Below are 19,266 nucleotides of genomic sequence, written 5' to 3' on the forward strand. Positions count from 1 at the left end.
TCAGCCCGCCTTGGCGGCCGAGGCGGCGGACGCGGCTGGCGCCGCCGGGGCCGGCCCACCGGCCTTGTCGCCCTTGCCCTCGCCTTTGCCCTCGCCCTTCTTCTTGGGCGACGAGCCCGCCGGCACCGGCGTCACCGGCTGGTTGGGCCGGGCGCGCTGCAGGCCTTCCACGATCAGCTTGTCGCCGACCTTCAGGCCCTCGGTCACCAGCCACTGGTTGCCCACGGCCCGCTCCAGCTTCAGGCGGCGGCGCTCGGCCTTGTTGCCCTCGCCCACCACCAAGGCCGTGGCCTCGCCCGTGGCCGAGCGGCTCACGCCCTGCTGCGGCACCAAGATCGCGCCGGCGTCCACGCCGGCCACCAGCTTGGCCGTCACCACCATGCCGGGCAGCAGCAAGCCCTGCGGGTTGGGCACCGTGGCGCGCAGGGTCACGGCGCCGGTGCCGCGGTCCACGGCCACGCCGTTCACCGTCAGCTGGCCCGGCAGCGGGTAGGCCGTGCCGTCTTCCAGCACCAGCTTCACTTGCTTGCTGCCGCCCTTGCCTTCCAGCTGGCGGCGCAGGGTCAGCATCTCGGTGCTGCTTTGCACGATGTCCACCTGCATCGGGTCCAACTGCTGCACCGTCGTCAGGGCCTGGGTTTGGTTGGCCGTCACCAAGGCGCCCGCGGTCACGGTGGAGATGTCCACCCGCCCCGCGATGGGCGAGGCGATGCGCGCGCGGGTCAACTGCACCTGCGCGGCGTCCATCGCAGCCCGGGCCACGGCCACGTCGGCCTGGGCTTGCAGCAAGGCGGCGGCGCTGTCGTCGGCCTGCTGGCGGCTGATGGCATCGGCCTTCAACAGTTCGGCATCGCGCGCCGCCTTGGTCTTGGCCACGGCCGCCTGGGCCTCGGCCTTTTGCAGCGCGGCGGCGGTGCGGGCGCGCTCGGCGGCCAACGCCGCGTCGTCCAGTTGGTACAGGGGCTGCCCAGCCTTCACCAGCGCGCCCTCGGTGAACAGGCGCTTCATCACCACGCCGCTCACCTGCGGGCGGATCTCGGCCACCTGGCTCGCGCTCAGGCGGCCGGGCAGCGCCAACTCCATCGGCGCATCGGCCGTGCCCACCGTCACCACGCCCACCTCGGGCGCGCCGCCGCCCGGCTTCTTGGGGGCCTCGTCGGCCGACTTCTGGCAACCGCTGATCAGCAAAGCCGCCAAGGCCACAACACCCAGCGGACGAACGGAGTTCACAAAAACTTTAGGCATAACCCGGCATCTTGCCCCACGGGCTGACCAGGAGCCGAAGGACACCCCGCAAAGGCCTTGGGGCCTGGCGGGTGCCCGCCCCGTGCGGCAACCCCGTGCGGGGGGCACCCAGTGCCCGCGCCGGCGCGGCTCAGGGCAGCCGGCTGAAGTGGTTGCGCCGCATCACCGGCTGGCCATTCGGCCCGAAGTAGGCCACCGTCTCTTCCATGGTGCGGCCATCGGCCGCCACCACGTAGATGCGCGTCGAGGCCGGGATGCCGTTCTTGCCCAACTGCATCACCAGCACCTCGGGCCGCGGCATCGTCGTGGCCGACACGTCGGCCTCGAAGTTCGAGGCCACCGCCGTCGGCGTGCCGTCCAGCGGCGTCACGCCATCGGCCACCAGGCGCTGGCCCGCGGGGTCCACCACCTCCACCTGCATGCGCACCTGGGCGCTGCCCACGGGCGAGAAGGTGATCGTCACCTTTTGCGGCCGCGCCTGAGGCGGCATGGGCAGGCGCGCCACGTCCACGGCCCACGCGCCCATCACACTCGCTGGGGCAGGCGGCTCCGCGGCCCAAGCGCGCGGCGCCGCTGCGCCCCACCCCAAGGCCACCACCACCAAAACAGCCAACAACCCGTGCTTCATAGGAACTCCTGGTCAAAGAGGGGATAAACCACCTGCCGGCGGCCCGGTCAGCGCCTTGCGCATGAACACGCTCAGCGGGTGCTCCGCATAGTCGCCAAAGGCGCCGCAGCGCTCGAAACCGTGCTTCGCATAGAAGGCGATTGCCTCCGGCTGCCGGGGGCCGGTTTCCAGCTGAAGCCAGCGGCAGCCGCGCGCCATGGCCGCCGCCTCCAGCGCCGCCAGCACCCGCCCGGCCACGCCCAGCCCGCGCTGCGCCGGCTGGACGAACATGCGTTTCAGCTCGCCTTGGTCACCGTTCGGGTGCTCGGGGGCCACCGCACCCGACAGCACCACCGCCCCACAACCCAGCGCCTGGCCCTCCGCCCCGCGCGCCACCGCGAACAGCACCCCCGCTTGCGCCAGCGCGCTCAGGTCCAGCGCATAGCGGGCCTCGGGCGGGTACAAGGTGTCTTGATAAGCGTCCAGCGCCGCGATCAGGGCCCGCACCTCGGGCTGGTCGGGGGGTTCAAGCTGCACAGTGATGGAAGGCATGGGCACATGGGCAGGGCCAGAGGGCCACTCGCCACAGCAGGAAGCGATGGCGCCGAGCGTAGCGCCCTAGACCGGACCGCCCCGCAGCCAGGCCACCGCCGCTGGCATGCCGGCCAACAGCAGCAAGCCCACCGACAGCCCATTGCCACTGCGCGGGTCAAAGTCCCGCGCGATGCGCGCCCAGGGCAAGCGCATCACCCCGCGGCCGATGGCCACGTCGAACGACGCCATGAAGGCCGCCAAGCCGGCGCCCAGCCCCAGGTGCGCGCGCCAGCCCACGGCGCCGATCGCCGGCACGAACACCCAACACAGCCCGAAGGCCAACAGGCTGCCCGTCACCACGCTCCACCTCAAGGCCGTGGCCTTGCCCACCCTCGGCACCAGCCACACCGTGCGGGCAATGCCATGCAGGGTTTCCGCAGCGGCCAGCATCACGCAAAGGGCGGCAAAGCGGAGGACGTCGAAGGTCGGCATCGGGAGGCGGGGGGCGGTGACCCTGGATGGAGGGGGCGGCTAGCGTTGAGTTGACCGGACCGCGGAGGCAGACCGCGCCTTGCCGCGTAAGGCCACTGAGCACGCTTGCCCTTGAGCGGCCAGGCCCCGCCTGCGGTGGCGGGTCCGGTTGAACGACAGGTTCGGCCGCACTCTTGTGCCGCGGCTGCTAGAACCACAAGTCTTTTACGCACTTGCCATCGTCAGGCCGGCTCTCCCACTTGTCCAGCCCATCGAAGTGACGGACGGGTACGCGCTCAATGGGTCCAGGCTCAGCCAGACGAAGGTTGACAGCAACTCTGCGCCGACCTTGTTCATCAACGGAAAGGCCCCTCCAATGGCTGACGTTTCCGCACTTGGGGCAAAAGTTGAAACTCAGCGAGTCCCCTCGGACGAACGCAGTCGTTTCACCCGAGAAGGTGACGTCCTCTCCTTCCCAGCCATAGGCCCACAGCGTTCCATACCTTCTGCACGCCGTGCAGCTGCAGGCCGTGGCGGTCTTTGGCACGTCCTTGAGAGACCAGCGAGCGGTGCCACACAGGCATGTTCCATCAATCATGGGGACCTTGTTGGTGGGTGGGGAAGACTTCAGATCGTGGCGGTTGGTCGGCCCAACCTTTGAATTCAACGGACCAGTCAGCGCAGCTGGCTCAGGGCTGGTGCAACGAAGGGTTCGGCAGCTGTGTCAATGCGTGTCGATCTTCAAACTGCCCGATTCGACCGCCACTTCAAGCCTCAATGCAAGCGTGCCATCTTTTGTGTGAATGAACCAAAAGGATGCAGGGGCTCCGCACTTCATCTTATTTTTATGGGGCCCAATGGTATGTACTCCCGCATTGGCGCCCCCACCAAGTGTTTTGATCGCTTCGCTTGTGAATTCGCAGTAGTTCTTAAATAGCCCAGCCTTGTCAGTTGCGCGGGCGCTTATTTGCTGCGCACTGCTGGTTTGAAGGCGGAAGAAATTTTCTGGCACCTGGGACTTGCAAGCCGCTGCCATTGAATTCAAAAGGGCAACCGACTCTCCTTTCATTATGTCCTGCGGAGTAGCATTTCTTGCTTTAGAGCAATCTTGGGCAGAAGCACCATTCAATGCAGCGAGCACGGCAAGTACTATTCCAATAGAAAACTTCTTCATTCATTTTCCTTTGGCAAACAAGGGTTCAGAGGTCCAACGTTGAAGCTGAGCTGCGAGCGGCGGCTTGCCGACGCGAGTAGGCTCTAGCGACTGGTTAGGCATCACTTTGCTCGATGTGCCAAGTGAAAACCACAAAGTCATTTGGGTCCAATGCAAAGCTCTTCCAAATAGCAGGCTCGTCGGCGAGATTGAATTCCCACACATCGACGAACCGGCCAGGTTGAGGCCTACGCACATGAATGGGGCCTGCAGGCCAACGTGTCGAAGTCCGAGCAAGACCACCCGCCACGTCCAAGGCCCTTTCGATCGTCATCGGCGGCGCCACTTCATGGCGCCCAGGATTTGCAACAGCACCGCTAATCAGCACAGACATGATCTCAACTCGATCTTGGATCGATGCCTAACGTTCCGGATCACCGGCGGGGCCGCGTAGCGGCACCGTCCGAGTGCATGCGGTGGTTAGGCATCTCATGACGAATGCCCGAACAAAGAAGCGAACAGTTGGGGATCAAATGGGGAACCAAAGGGGCCCTTTTTGATTAGGCTTCGGCTAAAACCATATTTGCAGTGGCTATCGACAAATCCCATCGTGACACCATCGAATTGAATGGCAACCGCTTCACCATCAGGAGCCCAAATGAACTCAATATTAGAGGGGATTGGCCCCGGATCTGGATAGGAAACAAACTCTCGAGTTGCTGGTGGCGCGGTGCGCATCTCCCTGAATTCATGTATTGAACTAGGCGCAGAGATTCTGTTCTGAAGCCAACAATCGGAAACGATCTGGCTGCCATCCGGAGAGGTTAGGTACAACCAAATTGCAGGCCCCTCATCCACAACCTGGGCGACCCGGCCCGAGTTCGGATGCTGATCTGAGAATTCGAGGGTGCCCACAGAGGTGCCTAACTTGTTGTAGGGCGCACTTCGGCGCGGTTTATCAAGGTCACCCGCGCCCTAACAGGCTGACGGCCAGCGTGCACAAGTGTTTGTTGCTCAATGAAGATTGGGGGCATTGACTGTACGTTCATCCAGTACTAACTTCGCCGACAAATGGCGCGCCTGTTACCGGTGCGAAGCTCGCCACGAAGCAGGAGGAACCCCCATGTTGCCCTCGGCACCTCGCCTCACGCCGGTCTCACGCGCCGCACTTCGGCCGGCTCCTGTCCTCGAACTGCCGCCACTTCGCTCTGTGCGCCTGCTGGGCCAAGTGCGGGAGCGCTTGCGCATGCTGCACTACAGCCTGCGAACGGAAGAAGCGTACTTGCACTGGTGCAAGGCCTTCATCCGCTTCCACCAGCTTCGCCACCCAGCCGAGATGGGGGGCCAGAGGTGGAGTCCTTCCTGACGCACTTGGCCGCGGACCGCGGACGGTCGGTGTCCAGCCATCGGCAGGCGCTGTCAGCGTTGCTGTTCCTGTATGGAAAGGTGCTGGGCCAGCAGTTGCCGTGGATGCAGGAGATCGGGCGGCCGGTGCCTCGCCGGCGCTTGCCGGTGGTGCTGACGCCCGACGAAGTGGCCGCTGTGCTGGGGCGCATGACGGGCGTGCATGGGCTGCTGGCGCGGTTGCTGTACGGGACCGGCATGCGCATCACCGAAGGCTTGCGGCTGCGCGTGAAGGACATCGACTTTGCACAGCGGGCCGTCATCGTGCGCGAGGGCAAAGGCGGGAAGGACCGGGTGGTGATGCTGCCGCTCTCCCTGGTTCAGCCCTTGCGCGAGCACCTGACAGCCGTGCGCGCGGTGTGGGCGTCCGATGTGGAGGCTGGGTGCTCGGGGGTTGAGTTGCCGAGCGCTTTGGATCAAAAGTACCCACGCGCTGCACACGCTTGGAGTTGGTTTTGGGTGTTCCCGCAGGGTCAGCATTTGACCGACCCACGCAGCGGGGTGGTGCGCCGGCATCATCTGTCTGACGAGACCTTTCAGCGGGCTTTCAAGCGGGCCGTCACAGCGGCTGGGGTGCCCAAGCTGGCGTCGCCGCATACTGAGCCTGGCGAAGGACGGGGGCATGCAGGCCCCCGGCGTGGAGGCACTCATTCGCCACGCACCTGCTGCAAAGCGGCTCGGACATCCGAACCGTGCAGGAACTGCTGGGCCACGCCGATGTGGCGACCACCATGATTGACACGCACGGGCTGAAGCTGGGCGGTGGCGCGGTGCGCAGCGCGCTGGATGCACTGGACACAGCCCTCGCGACGGCAACCGCGTAGCTGCCTTGCGGCCCATCGTCCTGTCACGCCCCGCCCACTGGCCAAGCCTCGGGTTGCAAGGCACCCGCGTTACCGACCCTGCCGGCCTGAGGGCGCTCACTTGACCACGGCGGTCCAGGCCTGGGGCTGGTCGTTGGCCCGGTGCGGGATGCTGATGGTCTGGCGCGTCACCCAGGGTCGCACTTGGTGGTGCAGCGGCACGAAGAAGTGCTCGTCGCGCACCCGCAGCAAGGCCTCGCGCAAAAAGCCATTGCGCTTGGCCACGTCGGACTCGGACTTGGCAGCGTTGATGAGCTGGTCGAGCTTGGCGTCGCTCAAGCCGCCGTAGTTGAAGCTGCCGTCGGCCCCGGCGGTGCGCGTGTGGCCCCAGGCCTGCAAGGCGTACTGGGCGTCGAAGGTGGAAACGCCCCAGCCCAGCATGTACAGCGGGCTCTCGCCCCGCTGGAAGGTTTGCGAGTGCAAGGAGAAGGGTTGCACCACCAGCTTCGCCTTGATGCCGATGCGCAGCCACATGGGGACGACGGCTTGGCAGAGTTCCTCGTCGTTCACGTAGCGGTTGTTCGGGCAGTGCAGCGGGACCTCGAAGCCCTCGGGGTAGCCCGCCTCGGCCAGGAGCTTGCGGGCGCGCTCGGGGTCGGGCTTGAGCGGCGCGTCCAAGTCGGCGGCGTAGCCGTTCACCCCGGGGGCCACCATCAAGGCGGCCGGCACCGAGAGGCCGCGCATGATCACGCGCTGCAAGGCCACGCGGTCGAGGGCTAGGTTCATGGCCTCGCGAACGCGCTTGTCTTTGAAGGGGTTGCGGCCTTTGACGTTGCTGCCACGCAGCTCGTCGTTGCCCTGGTCCAGCGCGAAGAAGATGGTGCGCACCTCGCTGCCCTCGATGACCTTGAGCTTGCTGTCGCTGCGCAGGCGGGCCACGTCCTGCGTGGGCACGTCGGTGAGCAGGTCGGCCTCGCCCGAGAGCAACGCGGCCGCGCGGGTTTGGTCGGAGGCGATGGGCAGGTAGCTGAGTTCGGTGACGTTGCCCGCGGGCTTGTCCCACCAGTCCTTGTGGGCCACGAAGCTGATGCGCTGCGAGGGCTGCCACGCCTTGAGCACGAAGGGCCCGGTGCCCATGGCGTTCAGGGTGGCGAAGTTGACTTCCTTGCTGCGGAAGTTCTGCGTGACCGCGGTGTTGTTCTTGGTGGCCCAGGCCTTGCTCATGATGGAGACGCTGGCCACGTTCTGCAGCAGCATGGGCGTGGGTGATTCCAGGACCAGGTCGACGGTGTGCTCGTCGACCTTGCGCAGCTCCTTGATGCCCGACAGGTAGGTTTGCTTGTTGCCGTTGGGGTGGCGCATGCGCTCGAACGAGAACAGCACGTCGTCGGCGGTGAAGGCGCTGCCGTCGTGGAACTTGACGCCGCGGCGCAGCGTGAAGCGCACCTGGGTGGGGCTGAGGTAGGTCCACGCCGTGGCGAGCGAGGGCTCGGGCCGGTAGGTGGCGTCGCGGCGCGTCAGGCCCTCGTAGACGTGGCCCAAGATGGCGTTGGTGGTGGCGTGGTCTTGGGCGTGGGGGTCCAGCGTCAAGACGTCGTTCTGGGCCGCCCAGCGCAGGTTGGCGGCCTGAACGCCGAGGGTGGTGCCCAGCAGGGCCAGGCCCAAGGCCAGGTGAAGCCGCCGGCAGACGGCGGCGGCGCGGAGAACGTGCATGTGGGGCTCCCTGGGGTTGTGGCGCCCGCCAGCCTCGGTCGGCCGCCCCGACTTGAAAAGTCGGGTTCGCCCTGCCCGCCCCCGCCCTGGGGGGCCTCAGTGCCGGTAGGCCAAGCCCAGGTTCACGGTCCAGGTGCCCGTGCGCTGCACGAAGGGGGCATCGGCCGCCGGGCCCAGGAGGCGCTGGGCCGCAGCCCCGCCGAAGAGCACCCAGTGCTTGTCGTGGTCCAGCTGCCGCTGCCAACCCAGGCCGAGGCTGGCGTTGCGCAGGCCGGCGCCGGGCTCGTAGGGCACGAAACGCTGGGCGCCCTGGGGCACGCCGAAGTAACTTTGCATGTACTGCTTGCTGCCCATGTTCAGGTCGGCGCCCACACTCCATTGCCCGCCCAGGCCGCTCAGCCACTCGGGCGTGGCGAGTTGCCGGAAGTAGCCCAGCTGCAGGGTGGTGCCGCCTTCGCGGCCCAGCAGGTCGGGGGCGACGGTGAGCGACCAGGCGGCATTGCCGGGCAAGGTGCGCGTGAGCACCAAGCGGCCGCGCAAGGTGCCGCGCACGCGGGGCAAGTCGCTCAGGCGTTGCTCGCTGTCGTCTTGGATGCGGCGGCCCCGGTCGATGCGCAGGCCGGTGCGCAGGCGCCAGCCGTCGCGGTCCAGCAGGTCGGTCGAGGCCCCGCCGGCGTTGGTCTCGCCGATCAAGCCACCGGCGCCGGAATTGCTGATGCGCAATTTGCCCCAACGCAGCGCCACGAAGGGCCGCAGGCCCGTGGATCGCTCGTTTTGGCCCCAGTAGATGGGGGCGTTGGCGGCGGTGAGGCCGATGACGTAGCGCACGTCGTCCAAGGTGGCTGCTTCGTCCACCGGCTGGGGCCGGTCGGCGGCGTGCACCGACGGACCTCCCGCGCACAAGAGGAGCAGCAAGGCCAAGCGGAGGCAGCACGGTCGGTTCATGCGCCGCAGGCTAGCGCTGCAGGCTGAACCGTGGCTGAAGGATCAAACCCCGGTTTTGCGGAGGTTTTCCAGCATGTCGGCCACCATCTCGGGCAGGCCGAACTCGGCCTTCCAGCCCCAGTGCGCGCGGGCCACCGAGTCGTCGATGGAGCGCGGCCAGCTGGCGGCGATTTGCTGGCGGAAGTCGGGGGCGTAGTCGATCTCGAAGGCGGGAATGTGCTTGCGGATTTCGGCCGCGATCTCCTCCGGCGTGAAGCTGCAGCCGGCCAGGTTGTAGCTGCCGCGCTCTTGGATGGACTCGCTGGGCGCGTGCATCAGCTCCAGCGTGGCGCGGATGGCGTCGGGCATGTGCATCATGGGCAGGCGCTGGTCGGCCTGCAGGAAGCAGGTGTAACGGCCGGTCTTGAGCGCCTGGTGAAAGATGTCCACGGCGTAGTCGGTGGTGCCGCCGCCTGGCGGCGTCTTCCAACTGATCAGGCCGGGGTAGCGCAGGCTGCGCACGTCCACGCCATGCACGCGGTGGTACCAGGCGCACCAGCGCTCGCCGGCCTGCTTGCTGATGCCGTAGACGGTGGTGGGGTCCATCACCGTGCTTTGCGGCGTGTGGTCTTGCGGGGTGCTGGGGCCAAAGGCCGCGATGCTGCTGGGCCAGAACACCCGCTCCAGCTTGTGGGTGCGGGCCAGCTCCAGCACGTTGAGCAGGCCCTTCATGTTCAGGTCCCAGGCCCACTGCGGGTGCTTTTCGCCGTTGGCGCTCAGGGCGGCGGCCAGCAGGTAGACCTGCGTGACGCCATGTCGCTCGACGATGGCGGTGAGCGCCGCGGCGTCGGTGCAGTCCAGCATCTCGTGGCGCAGCGCGGGTACGCGGCCTTGGGGGGCGATGTCGCTGGTGATGACGTTGGCGTCGCCATGGCGCGCGGCCAGGGCCACGGCCAGCTCGGTGCCGATCTGGCCGTTGGCGCCGACGATCAGGATGCGCGGTGCGGTGGTGGCGGTGCTCATGCAATCACCCCCAGTTCGCGGCCGGCTTGGGTGAAGGCGGCGAGTGCGCGTTCCAGCTGCTCGCGGCTGTGCGCGGCGCTGAGCTGCGTGCGAATGCGGGCCTGGCCCTTGGGCACCACGGGGTAGAAGAAGCCCACGGCGTACACGCCGAGCTCCAGCAATCGCTGGCTGAGCTGCTGCGCCTTGACGGCGTCGTAGACCATCACCGGCACGATGGGGTGGCTGCCGGGCTTGATGTCGAAGCCAGCGGCGGTGAGCCCTTCGCGCCAGAAGCGGGTGTTCTCTTCCAGGCGGTCGCGCAGCTCGGTGCTGCCTTCCAGCAGGTCCAGCACGGCCAGCGAAGCGCCGACGATGGCCGGGGCCAGGGTGTTGCTGAACAGGTAGGGGCGCGAGCGCTGGCGCAGCAGCTCCACCACCTCCTTGCGGGCGGCCGTGAAGCCGCCGCTGGCGCCGCCCAAGGCCTTGCCGAAGGTGCCGGTGACGATGTCGATCTGGCCGAAGACGCTGCAGTGCTCGGGCGTGCCGCGGCCGGTCTTGCCCAGGAAGCCGCTGGCGTGGCATTCGTCAATGCCGAGCAGTGCGCCGTAGCGGTCGCAAAGCTCGCGGATTTCTTTGAGGCGGGCGATGGTGCCGTCCATGCTGAAGACGCCGTCGGTGAACACCAGCACGTGGCGCGCGCCCTTGGCGCGGGCCTCTTGCAGTTGCTTCTCCAGGTCGGCCAGGTCGTTGTTGGCGTAGCGGTAGCGCTGGGCCTTGCACAGGCGGATGCCGTCGATGATGGACGCGTGGTTGAGCGCGTCGCTGACGATGGCGTCTTGCTCGCCCAGCAGGGGCTCGAACAGGCCGCCGTTGGCGTCGAAGGCCGCGGCGTAGAGGATGGCGTCCTCGCAGCCCACGAAGGCGGCGATGCGGCGCTCCAACTCCTTGTGGATGTCTTGCGTGCCGCAGATGAAGCGCACCGACGACAGGCCGAAGCCATGGGTGTCCAGCGCCTTGTGCGCGGCTTCCACGGCCTTGGGGTGGCTGGACAGGCCCAGGTAGTTGTTGGCGCACAGGTTGATCAACTCGCGCCCGTCCGTCGTCTTCACCACCGCGCCTTGCGGCGTGGCCATGATGCGTTCGCGCTTCATCAGGCCGGCGGCCTCGATGTCCTTCAACTCGGCCTGGATGTGGGCGTAGAACGCGGCGGTGCTGGTCATGGAAGCTCTCCTGGCGCAGAATGCACTAAATCGAACGATGTTCACTATATCGAACGTCTGTGCACTAAAGCAAGCTTTTGATGAACGACACCGATCTTGCCCAACCGCCCCAAGTCGGGGAAGCCCTGGCGCAGCTGCGCGCGCAGCGGCAGCTCACGCTGGACGAACTGAGCCGCCGCGCGGGGGTCTCCAAGTCCATGCTGTCGCAGATCGAGCGCGGCCAGGCCAACCCCACGGTGGCCGTGGTGTGGCGCTTGGCGCAGGCGCTGGGCGTGGAGCTGAGCACGTTGTTGGAAGGCGCCAAGCCGAACGAGCGCGGCATCGAGCACGTGGCCGCCCACGCCACGCCGGGCTTGAACAGCCCCGACGGCTTGGCACAACTGCGCATCCTGGGGCCGATCGAGCTGGCCGGTCAGTTCGAGTGGTACGAGCTGACGGTGCAGCCCGGGGGCGTGCTGGCCTCGCAAGCGCACGAGCCGGGCTCGCGCGAGCACCTGAGCGTGCTGGAGGGCGAGCTGCGCGTGACCGCCGGCGAGCACCGCCAGACCGTGGCCGTGGGCGAAACCGCCCGCTACGCCGTGGACCAGGCGCACGCCATCGCCAACACCAGCCCAGCGCCGGCCGTGGCGCTGCTGGTGGTCATGCACCCCTGAGGGCTACAAGAGGTCGGCCAGGGGCCGGCTTTCCCAGCCGGAGCGCGCCCACAAGGGCGTGAGCTCGGGCGTGCGCGGCGCCAGGCATCGCTGGATCAAGGGCGCGGCCAGGGTCTCGGTGGGGTTGCGCAACAGCACCAGGCGCTGCGCCCCGCTCTCCTCCAGGCGGCCCACCCAATCCAAGGCCAGCAGGCCTTCGATGACCGGCGCCAACTGCAAGGGGTCCACCCGCAGTTGCTGCGCCAGCGCCAGGTCGGTGGCGCCCGCCGCGCCACGCCGCTGGCGCGCCCAGAGTTCGCGCACCACGCCCAGCGACAGGCCGAAGTCCAAACCCGGCCCCGGCGCGCGCTGGATCAAGCCTTGCATGAAGCCCGGCGCGTTGGCCGCGAGCAAAGCCCCCAGCAGCACGATGACCCAGCCCAGGTAGATCCAGATGAGGAAGATGGGCAAGGTGGCGAAGGCACCGTACAGCGTGGCGTAGGTGGGCACGCGCTGCAGCCACCAGGCCAAGCCCATCTTGGCCAGGGTGAAGCCGGCCGCCACGAACAAAGCCCCCAACAGGGCATGCCGCCAGCGCACGTGGGTGTTGGGGATGAAGTGGAACAAGCCCGCCACCGAGGCGGTCAACACGGTGAACTGCACCACGTCAAGGAAGGTCTCCAAGCCACCGGGCAAGGCGGCCACCAGGCCGCGGTTGGCCGACACGGCGTAGCTGGTCAGCGCCAAACTGCCACCGAGCAGGATCGGGCCCAAGGTCAGCATGGCCCAAAACACCAGCACGCGCTGGGCCAATGGCCGCGGGCGCTGCACCCGCCAGATGGCGTTGAGGGTGCGGTCGATCGTCAGCATCAGGGCCAGGGCCGTGACGCCCAAAAAGGCCGCCCCCGCCGTGCCCAGGCCCCGGGCCTTGCCGGCGAACTGCGTGATCCAGCGCATCACCGGCTTGGCGATGTCGTCGGGAATGAGGTTGGCCAGGAAGTACTGCTCCAAGGCCTTCTGAAAGCTGGCGAACACCGGGAAGGCGGTGAACAGCGAGAACACCAGCACCATCAAGGGCACCAGGGCGATGAGGGTGGTGAAGGTCAGGCTGCCCGCGGTCTCGCCCAGGCGCAGTTCGTCAAAGCGCGTGCCCAAGCCGTCGAGCGACTGCCGCCAAGGCCAACGTTGCCATCCGCGCGCAAAACCCAAGCCCAGGCGCAGCAATGGGTAGCGGCGCAGGGTGGCAATTCGAAAGTGCATGGGCGCCATTGTCATGGGGCCACTGACAATCGCGCCCATGGAACACGCACTGCCCGCCGCCCCCACCCTGCGAACCGAACCCAGCGCCGCCGAACGCTTCAGCCGCGGCCTGGCCCTGGCGAGCGCCAGCGGCCTGCTGCTGCTGTGCCTGGGCTGGGAGCTGCTGCTCACGGGCAGTTGGGCGTGGGCGCTGAAGGCCCTGCCTCTGCTGCCCGCCCTGCCCGGCCTGTGGCGCTACCGCATGTACACCTTTCGCTGGGTGTCGCTGCTGGTGTGGGTCTACGTGACCGAAGGCCTGGTGCACGCCAGCAGCAGCCTGGGCGCGCAGCGTTGGCTGGGAGCGGCCGAGGTGGCGCTGGCGGTGCTGCTGTTCGTGGCCGTGACCCTGCACATCCGCCTGCGTCTGGGTGCCGCGAAGGCCAGCGCTGCGGCGTCCACCCCCGCCAGCGCATGACCCGCGCGCTCGCTTCGCTGCTGAGCGAGTTCGGCGACGCCCAGGTGCTGCACGGCGCCGACGCGGTCGGCTTCGAGAAAGACTGGCGCGGGCAGTTCCCGGGCCGGGCCTTGGCCGTGCTGCAGCCGCGCACGGTGGACGAGGTGCAGGCCATGCTGCGCCGCTGCGCCGAGTGGCAGTTGGACGTGGTGCCCCAAGGAGGCAACACCGGCCTGGTGGGCGGCTCGACCCCAGACGCCACGGGCCGCGAGGTGGTCCTGTCGCTCAAACGCCTGAACCGCATCCGCAGCCTGTCCCCCACCAACCTGACCCTGACGGCCGAGGCCGGCTGCGTGCTGGCGCACCTGCAAGCGGCGGCCGAAGGCCAAGGCCTGCTCTTCCCCCTGAGCTTGGCCGCCGAAGGCAGCTGCACCCTGGGCGGCAACCTCGCCACCAACGCCGGTGGCACGCAAGTGCTGCGCTGGGGCAACGCGCGCGACCTGTGCCTGGGCTTGGAGGTGGTGACCGCCGACGGCGCGCTTTGGAGCGACCTCGACGGCTTGCGCAAAGACCACCGGGGCTTCAACCTGCGCGACCTCTTCATCGGCAGCGAGGGCTGCCTGGGCGTCATCACCGCCGCGGTGATGAAGCTCAGCCCCCAGCCGCGCACCCGCATCGCCGCCTGGGTGACCTTGAACGACCTGGAGGGTGCCCTGGCCCTGCTGCGCCACGGCCGGCTGCACCTGGGCGACGAGCTCAGTGGCTTCGAGGCCATGGCCGGCACGGTGCAGGCCCTGCTGCCGCACCTGCCGGTGCCCTTGGCGCCTTGGGCCGTGCTGGTGGAGCTGAGCACGCAGCGCGACGAAGCGAGCGCCCAGGCCCAGGTGGAAGCCTGGCTGCACGAGGCCTGGGCCCACGTGCCGGGGGTGCGCAGCGCGGTGATCTCGCACTCGATGGCGCAGTTCCAAGACCTGTGGGCCTTGCGCGAGCAGATCCCGGCGGCGCAGACCGAGGCCGGCGGCAACCTCAAGCACGACATCAGCCTGCCGCTCACGGCCATCCCGGCCTTCGTGCGCGACAACGGCGCTGCCTTGGCGCAGCTCTGCCCCGGCGTGCGCCCCATGGTGTTCGGCCACCTGGGCGACGGCAACCTGCACTACAACATCGCCCCGCCCGTGGGCGAGAGCCTGGCCGCGCTGCGCGAGGCCCATGGAGAGGCCATCACGCGATGTGTGTTCGACCACGTGGCCGCCTTGGGGGGCAGCTTCAGCGCCGAGCACGGCATCGGCCGGCTGCGGCGCGACGAACTGGTCCGGCAGGCCGACCCCGTGGCCTTGGACCTGATGCGCCGGGTCAAGCGCGCGCTCGACCCGGCGAACCGCCTCAACCCTGGGCGGGTGCTGTGAGGTCCACCGGCGCGCGACCGCGGCGCAGGCGCTGAACCCCAGCCCAGACGCCCCAACCCAACAGGATGGGCAGGGCCAGGACGATGGCCAGCAGGCCCAGCACGATGCGCAGCAGCACGTCGCCGGCACAGAAGGCCACCGCCATGCTCACGCCGCGCGCCGCGCGCCGCGCCAGGAAGCGCGCCTTCAACTCGCCCTTGTAGATCTCGATGCCGTCGTAGAAGCTCGGCACCATCAGCAAGGTCAGCAAGGTGGAGGTGATCGTGCCGCCGATGATGGCCACGGCCATCGGTCGGTAGAACTCGCCGCCCTCCCCGACCCCGATGGCCACCGGCAGCATGCCGGCAATCAGGGCGAACGTCGTCATCAAGATGGGTCGGAAGCGCTTGCGGCCGGCGTGCATCAAGGCCTCTTCGCGGTCGATGCCACTGGCCTCCTCCTGCTTCGTCGCGTCCAGCAACAGGATGGCGTTCTTCGCGACCAGGCCCATGAGCATGATGACGCCGATCAGGCTCATCAGGTTCAAGGTGGCCTTGGCCGCCAGCAGGGCCAGCACCACGCCGATCAAGGACAGCGGCAAAGAGAACATGACCCCCAAGGGTGTGCTGAAGGAGTTGAACTGGATCACCAGCACCACGTACATCAGCGCGATGCCCGACAGCAAGGCCAGGCCCATGGCGGAGAACACGACCTGTTGGTCGCGGGCCGAGCCGGCCAATTCGATGCCGAAGCCTTGCGGGAAGTCGATCGCCTTGGCCAGCTTCTGCGCCTCGGCCGTCACCTCGCCCGGCGAGCGGCCCTGAACGTTGGCACTGACCGTGATGGTGCGCTTGCCGTTGGCATGCTGGATCTGGCCCGGCCCCTTGCCCATGGTGATGGTGGCGATTTGGTCCAGCGGCACCATGCGGTTGCTGTTGCTCACTGCGATGGGCAGGTGCTCGATGTTGCTGGCGTCCACCCGGTCGGCCGGGTGCAGGCGCACAGCCACGTCGCGGGATTCGCCCGTGGGATCGACCCAGTCGCCGGCCTCCACGCCGGCAAAGGCCACCCGAAGCGCCTGCGCCGCGTCGTTCACCGAGATGCCCATCTGGTTGGCCAAGCCTCGGTCGAGTTCGATCTGCAACTCGTTCTGCGGGTCTTGCTCGGAGTAGCCCACTTCCACGGCGCCCTTGATGCCACGCATTTGCACCAAGAACTGCTGCGTGATCTCTTGCAAGCGGCGCGAGTCGGTGCCGTAGAAGCGGATCTGAACGGGCTTCTGAATGTTGTTGGACAGGTCGTCCAGCACCACAAACTCTGCGCCCACCAAGCGGCCCACGCGCTCGCGCAAGGCCTTGGCCACCTCGGCGGCCGAGCGCTTGCGCTCCGTGCTCTTGCCGATGTCGACGTAGATCCGACCCCCGCTGGCGTTCGGGTAGGCCGTCGTGGCCTTGGTTTCGGGCAGCGTGGCCGCCAGGGCCGCCGCCGCGTCGAGCTTCAGCTTGCTGTACTCCAGGCTGCTGGACGCCGGGCTGCGCACGTCGATCACCAAGGTGCCCGAATCCGACTGCGGCAAGAAGCTGGTGCCACCCCACTTGAACTGCGCCCCGCAGGAAACTTGCAAGGTGGCCACGGCCATCAGGGCCATGAGCAGGCGGTGCTTGAGCGCCCAGGCGATCACGTGGCCATAGCGGTCTGCTTGGTGGTCGAACCACTCGTTGAAGCGCTGCAGGTGCAGGCTGATGCCCTTCTTCGGCGCATGGTGATAGCCCGGGGGGTCGCCCCAGTAGGCCGACAGCATCGGGTCGAGCGTGAAGCTGATCAGCAAGGAGACCAGCACCGAGGCCACCACGGTCAAGGCAAAGGGCTTGAACCACTGGCCCGGTCCGCTGCCCATGAAGGCCACGGGCACGAACACGGCCACGATGGCAAAGGTGGTCGCGGCCACGGCCAAGCCGATCTCGGCCGTGCCTTCGCGCGCGGCGGTGACGCGGTCCTTGCCCATCTCCATCTGGCGCACGATGTTCTCGCGCACCACGATGGCGTCGTCGATCAGCACGCCGATGGCCAGGGACAGGCCGAGCAAGCTCATGAAGTTCAGCGAGAAGCCCATCACCCACACGGCGATGAAGGCCGCCAGCACCGAAGTGGGCAGGCTCAAGGCGGTGATCAGGGTGCTGCGCCAGCTGTTCAAGAACACGTACACGACGAAGACCGTGAGCCCGGCGCCGAAGACGAGCGCGTGGATCACGTTGTAGAGGCTGTCGTAGGCGTTCTTGCCGCCGTCTTCGGTGATCTCCAGGCTGGTGCCCTCGGGCAAGTCTTTCTGGATTTCCTTGACGAGCTTGCGCACTTCGTCGGCCACCGACACCGTGGAGCCTTCGCGCGAACGCGTCACCGAGATGCCCACCGTGGGCCGGCCGTTGCGCAGCGAGTAGCCGGTCATCTCGGCGAACCCGTCCTTGACCTCGGCCACCTGGCCGAGGCGGACGATGTCGGTGCCGCGGCGCTTGACGATCATCTGCTCGAACTCGCTGGGCGACTCCAGGCGACCGAGCAGGCGGATGCTTTGGTCTTCAAGCTGGCCGCGAACCTTGCCCACCGGCGCGGTCGTGTTCTGCAGGCGCACGGCCTGGGTCACCTCGGTGACCGAGACGCCGAACTCGCGCAGCTTTTCCGCGCGCAGCAAGATCGACAGCTCGCGCTTGAGCGCGCCGTTGACGTTCACCACGGCCACACCGGGCAAGGCACGGAAGCGGTCGGCCAGCTTGTCTTCGGCCAAGCGCGAGATCTGGGCGTGCGTTTGCTGGGTGCTGGACAGCGCCAGCTGCATGATGGGCCGCGCGCCCGGGTCGGCCCGGCTGATGATGGGCTCGCGAATCTCGGTCGGCAGCTTGAAGCGAACCGCCGCGATGGCGTTGCGCACCTCGTCCGCGGCTTCGATCATGTTCTTGGAGAACTCGAAAATCAGCACGATCGAGGCCGAGCCTTCGCGGGCGTCCGCCTGGGTGCGGTCGATGCCGGGGATGCTCTGCATCGACTTTTCCAGCCGGTTCAGCACCTCCCGCTCCACGGTCTCGGGCGAAGCGCCTGGGTAAGGCACCGTCACCACCAACACGGGCGGCTCGACATCGGGGAACTGGTTGACGCGCAGCTTGGACAAAGCGACCAAGCCCATGAGCATCAAGACCAAGATGAGCACCACCGTGGCCACCGGCCGCTTGATGCTGAAGTTGGAAAGAAACATGGTTCGGTTTCCGATCACTTCGCCTGGGTGACGGCCGAAGCGGCCCCGGCCCCTGCGGCCACGCGCTGGAACTTTTGACCGTCGGCCAAAGTGGCCGAGGGCGCCCGCAGCACCTGATCGCCCTCCTTCAAACCGCCCACGACGGCGACCAGGCCACGCCGGTCGTCGCGCTCGCCCAGTTGCACGGGCGCCTTCTTCAGCGTCTCACCGGCCAGCTGCCACACGGCATTGACGTCGCCCTGCCGCACGATGGCGCTTTCCGGCAGCACCAGGAGCGGCTTGTCGCTGCTGTCCACGCGGCCTTCGGCGTACAGCCCGGCCACCTGGGGCGCCTGGGCTGGGTCGTCGAACTGCGCGGCCACCTCGACCTGCCGCGTGGTGGCGTTGGCCGCCGCGTCGATGCGCGACAGCTTGCCGCGGAACGCGGCATCGCCAAAGCCATTGACGCGGAACGTGACGGGCTGCCCCACCTTGAGCTCGCCCAAGCGGTCGGCGCTCACCTGCCCTTCGAAGCGCATGGAGCGCGGGTCGATGACCTTCACGATTTCGCGACCGACCTGCACCGTGTCTCCCACGGACACCTTGCGCTCGCTGACGACGCCGTCGAACGGGGCGCGCACCTCGGTGCGCGTCATCTGCTGCCGGGCTCCAACGACGCGGGCCTTGGCGGCGGCCAGCTCGCTCTGCGCCGCGTTGCGACGCAGCTCCGCGTCCTCGAGCGCCTGCATGGACGTCATGCCCTGCTGGTTCAGCGTGCGCTGGCGCGCCAGCACCCGCTCGGTTTGCTCGGCCGATTGCGTGGCGGCCCGCAGCGCCTCTTCGGCGCTGCTCAGGTTGTCACGGATGGACGTGCTGTCCAGGCGCACGATGACCTCGCCTTGGCGCACGCGCTCGCCGTTGTCCTTGGCCACCTGCAAGACCATGGCGGCCACCTCGGCCCGCAAGTCGGCACGCCGGGCGGGCTGGATCGCGCCCGTGATCACCGCACCGCCCAGGGCGCCGCTGCCGGCCACCGTGTGGACGTCTTCCGGGGCGATGAGCAAGGCAGCGGCCGGCGCCTTGGTGGCGGCGTCACCGCCCGCCGCAGCAGCGCCGGGCCGCTGGCAGCCAGACAGGGCCATCAACGCGCTGCTCAGGGCAAGGACGAGGACGAGTGGGCGGGTGCGGTCCATCATGGGTGTGCGAGGCGAAGGTGAAACTGCCCGCAGCTTAGCGACCTAGCGCGGTGCTGAC

Annotated in this window: 19 protein-coding genes and 1 pseudogene; 5 read left to right on the plus strand and 15 right to left on the minus strand. The window is 67.9% G+C overall.

What is annotated here, in order from left to right:
* The 8 genes from EOD73_RS02735 to EOD73_RS17510 all read right to left on the minus strand — a co-directional run bounded on the left by EOD73_RS02735 (window position 1) and on the right by EOD73_RS17510 (window position 4,748).
* Window positions 1–1,245 carry an efflux RND transporter periplasmic adaptor subunit gene (locus EOD73_RS02735; RefSeq protein ID WP_127680637.1) on the minus strand — a complete coding sequence of 415 codons (1,245 nt, stop codon included), beginning with the start codon at window positions 1,243–1,245 and terminating at the stop codon, window positions 1–3.
* Window positions 1,246–1,375: 130 nt separating this feature from the next.
* Window positions 1,376–1,873 (minus strand): hypothetical protein, encoded by a 498-nt coding sequence (locus EOD73_RS02740; protein ID WP_205702401.1) that lies wholly within the window; start codon window positions 1,871–1,873, stop codon window positions 1,376–1,378.
* 12 nt (window positions 1,874–1,885) lie between these two features.
* Entirely contained in the window at window positions 1,886–2,404 is a 519-nt protein-coding gene (locus tag EOD73_RS02745) for a GNAT family N-acetyltransferase (protein ID WP_205702402.1), read from the minus strand.
* Between the two features lie 66 nt (window positions 2,405–2,470).
* On the minus strand, window positions 2,471–2,878 hold the full coding sequence (locus tag EOD73_RS02750) for a hypothetical protein (RefSeq protein ID WP_127680639.1): 408 nt from the start codon (window positions 2,876–2,878) through the stop codon (window positions 2,471–2,473).
* 187 nt (window positions 2,879–3,065) lie between these two features.
* Window positions 3,066–3,455, minus strand: coding sequence for a GFA family protein (locus EOD73_RS18035; protein WP_127682383.1), 390 nt, complete (start codon window positions 3,453–3,455; stop codon window positions 3,066–3,068).
* 126 nt (window positions 3,456–3,581) lie between these two features.
* Window positions 3,582–4,031: a hypothetical protein gene (locus EOD73_RS02760; RefSeq protein WP_127680641.1), complete on the minus strand. Its 450-nt coding sequence runs from the start codon at window positions 4,029–4,031 to the stop codon at window positions 3,582–3,584.
* 94 nt (window positions 4,032–4,125) lie between these two features.
* Complete coding sequence (locus EOD73_RS02765) at window positions 4,126–4,404, minus strand: polysaccharide biosynthesis/export family protein (RefSeq protein ID WP_127680643.1); 279 nt, start codon at window positions 4,402–4,404, stop codon at window positions 4,126–4,128.
* Between the two features lie 95 nt (window positions 4,405–4,499).
* The gene (locus EOD73_RS17510) at window positions 4,500–4,748 is read right to left on the minus strand and encodes a hypothetical protein (RefSeq protein ID WP_164845930.1); all 249 of its coding nucleotides are present in this window, start codon (window positions 4,746–4,748) and stop codon (window positions 4,500–4,502) included.
* A gap of 508 nt (window positions 4,749–5,256) precedes the next feature.
* Here EOD73_RS17510 and EOD73_RS02770 point away from each other — a divergent pair.
* Both EOD73_RS02770 and EOD73_RS18040 read left to right on the plus strand, forming a co-directional pair.
* Window positions 5,257–6,149 (plus strand): annotated as a pseudogene (locus tag EOD73_RS02770) (integron integrase).
* Window positions 6,098–6,238, plus strand: coding sequence for an integrase (locus EOD73_RS18040; RefSeq protein ID WP_441316917.1), 141 nt, complete (start codon window positions 6,098–6,100; stop codon window positions 6,236–6,238). The pseudogene EOD73_RS02770 and the gene EOD73_RS18040 overlap by 52 nt, the downstream one beginning before the upstream one ends.
* Window positions 6,239–6,334: 96 nt before the next feature.
* Here the strand turns inward: EOD73_RS18040 and EOD73_RS02780 are convergent, their stop codons facing one another.
* The 4 genes from EOD73_RS02780 to kbl form a co-directional block, all read right to left on the minus strand.
* The gene (locus tag EOD73_RS02780; RefSeq protein WP_127680645.1) at window positions 6,335–7,930 is read right to left on the minus strand and encodes an ABC transporter substrate-binding protein; all 1,596 of its coding nucleotides are present in this window, start codon (window positions 7,928–7,930) and stop codon (window positions 6,335–6,337) included.
* Window positions 7,931–8,026: 96 nt separating this feature from the next.
* Window positions 8,027–8,851, minus strand: coding sequence for a MipA/OmpV family protein (locus EOD73_RS02785; RefSeq protein ID WP_164845932.1), 825 nt, complete (start codon window positions 8,849–8,851; stop codon window positions 8,027–8,029).
* 66 nt (window positions 8,852–8,917) lie between these two features.
* Window positions 8,918–9,877, minus strand: a complete 960-nt coding sequence (locus EOD73_RS02790) for an NAD-dependent epimerase/dehydratase family protein (protein WP_127680649.1) — start codon at window positions 9,875–9,877, stop codon at window positions 8,918–8,920.
* Window positions 9,874–11,076, minus strand: a complete 1,203-nt coding sequence (gene kbl / locus EOD73_RS02795; RefSeq protein WP_127680651.1) for a glycine C-acetyltransferase — start codon at window positions 11,074–11,076, stop codon at window positions 9,874–9,876. The genes EOD73_RS02790 and kbl overlap by 4 nt, the downstream gene beginning before the upstream one ends.
* 80 nt (window positions 11,077–11,156) lie before the next feature.
* Between kbl and EOD73_RS02800 the strand changes: the two genes are divergently transcribed.
* Window positions 11,157–11,729 (plus strand): helix-turn-helix domain-containing protein, encoded by a 573-nt coding sequence (locus EOD73_RS02800; RefSeq protein WP_127680653.1) that lies wholly within the window; start codon window positions 11,157–11,159, stop codon window positions 11,727–11,729.
* 3 nt (window positions 11,730–11,732) lie between these two features.
* Here EOD73_RS02800 and EOD73_RS02805 read toward each other — a convergent pair whose 3' ends face one another.
* A complete protein-coding gene (locus EOD73_RS02805) occupies window positions 11,733–12,968 on the minus strand; it encodes a YihY family inner membrane protein (protein ID WP_240660568.1) in 1,236 nt (411 codons plus the stop codon).
* 37 nt (window positions 12,969–13,005) lie between these two features.
* Between EOD73_RS02805 and EOD73_RS02810 the strand changes: the two genes are divergently transcribed.
* Together EOD73_RS02810 and EOD73_RS02815 are read left to right on the plus strand one after the other, a co-directional pair.
* Complete coding sequence (locus EOD73_RS02810) at window positions 13,006–13,422, plus strand: DUF2069 domain-containing protein (RefSeq protein ID WP_127680657.1); 417 nt, start codon at window positions 13,006–13,008, stop codon at window positions 13,420–13,422.
* Complete coding sequence (locus EOD73_RS02815) at window positions 13,419–14,807, plus strand: FAD-binding oxidoreductase (protein WP_127680659.1); 1,389 nt, start codon at window positions 13,419–13,421, stop codon at window positions 14,805–14,807. The genes EOD73_RS02810 and EOD73_RS02815 overlap by 4 nt, the downstream gene beginning before the upstream one ends.
* On the opposite strand, the gene EOD73_RS02820 is transcribed toward EOD73_RS02815, so the two are convergent.
* Together EOD73_RS02820 and EOD73_RS02825 are read right to left on the minus strand one after the other, a co-directional pair.
* The gene (locus EOD73_RS02820; RefSeq protein WP_127680661.1) at window positions 14,785–18,033 is read right to left on the minus strand and encodes an efflux RND transporter permease subunit; all 3,249 of its coding nucleotides are present in this window, start codon (window positions 18,031–18,033) and stop codon (window positions 14,785–14,787) included. The two genes, EOD73_RS02815 and EOD73_RS02820, sit on opposite strands and share 23 nt — an antisense overlap.
* Before the next feature lie 14 nt (window positions 18,034–18,047).
* A complete protein-coding gene (locus EOD73_RS02825) occupies window positions 18,048–19,208 on the minus strand; it encodes an efflux RND transporter periplasmic adaptor subunit (protein ID WP_240660569.1) in 1,161 nt (386 codons plus the stop codon).
* Window positions 19,209–19,266 lie beyond the last annotated feature (58 nt).

It is taken from the genome of Inhella crocodyli (assembly GCF_004004565.1).
GTDB lineage: Bacteria > Pseudomonadota > Gammaproteobacteria > Burkholderiales > Burkholderiaceae_C > Inhella > Inhella crocodyli.

Excerpts from the sequence above, each read along its gene's own strand:
- EOD73_RS02740 (WP_205702401.1), bottom strand. The coding sequence starts at position 1,873 with ATGAAGCACGGGTTGTTGGCTGTTTTGGTGGTGGTGGCCTTGGGGTGG.
- EOD73_RS17510 (WP_164845930.1), bottom strand. The coding sequence starts at position 4,748 with ATGCGCACCGCGCCACCAGCAACTCGAGAGTTTGTTTCCTATCCAGAT.
- EOD73_RS02750 (WP_127680639.1), bottom strand. The coding sequence starts at position 2,878 with ATGCCGACCTTCGACGTCCTCCGCTTTGCCGCCCTTTGCGTGATGCTG.
- EOD73_RS02735 (WP_127680637.1), bottom strand. The coding sequence starts at position 1,245 with ATGCCTAAAGTTTTTGTGAACTCCGTTCGTCCGCTGGGTGTTGTGGCC.
- EOD73_RS02780 (WP_127680645.1), bottom strand. The coding sequence starts at position 7,930 with ATGCACGTTCTCCGCGCCGCCGCCGTCTGCCGGCGGCTTCACCTGGCC.
- EOD73_RS02790 (WP_127680649.1), bottom strand. The coding sequence starts at position 9,877 with ATGAGCACCGCCACCACCGCACCGCGCATCCTGATCGTCGGCGCCAAC.
- EOD73_RS02805 (WP_240660568.1), bottom strand. The coding sequence starts at position 12,968 with ATGCACTTTCGAATTGCCACCCTGCGCCGCTACCCATTGCTGCGCCTG.
- EOD73_RS02765 (WP_127680643.1), bottom strand. The coding sequence starts at position 4,404 with ATGTCTGTGCTGATTAGCGGTGCTGTTGCAAATCCTGGGCGCCATGAA.
- kbl (WP_127680651.1), bottom strand. The coding sequence starts at position 11,076 with ATGACCAGCACCGCCGCGTTCTACGCCCACATCCAGGCCGAGTTGAAG.
- EOD73_RS02825 (WP_240660569.1), bottom strand. The coding sequence starts at position 19,208 with ATGATGGACCGCACCCGCCCACTCGTCCTCGTCCTTGCCCTGAGCAGC.
- EOD73_RS02820 (WP_127680661.1), bottom strand. The coding sequence starts at position 18,033 with ATGTTTCTTTCCAACTTCAGCATCAAGCGGCCGGTGGCCACGGTGGTG.
- EOD73_RS02815 (WP_127680659.1), top strand. The coding sequence starts at position 13,419 with ATGACCCGCGCGCTCGCTTCGCTGCTGAGCGAGTTCGGCGACGCCCAG.
- EOD73_RS02745 (WP_205702402.1), bottom strand. The coding sequence starts at position 2,404 with ATGCCTTCCATCACTGTGCAGCTTGAACCCCCCGACCAGCCCGAGGTG.
- EOD73_RS02800 (WP_127680653.1), top strand. The coding sequence starts at position 11,157 with ATGAACGACACCGATCTTGCCCAACCGCCCCAAGTCGGGGAAGCCCTG.
- EOD73_RS02760 (WP_127680641.1), bottom strand. The coding sequence starts at position 4,031 with ATGAAGAAGTTTTCTATTGGAATAGTACTTGCCGTGCTCGCTGCATTG.
- EOD73_RS18035 (WP_127682383.1), bottom strand. The coding sequence starts at position 3,455 with ATGATTGATGGAACATGCCTGTGTGGCACCGCTCGCTGGTCTCTCAAG.
- EOD73_RS02810 (WP_127680657.1), top strand. The coding sequence starts at position 13,006 with ATGGAACACGCACTGCCCGCCGCCCCCACCCTGCGAACCGAACCCAGC.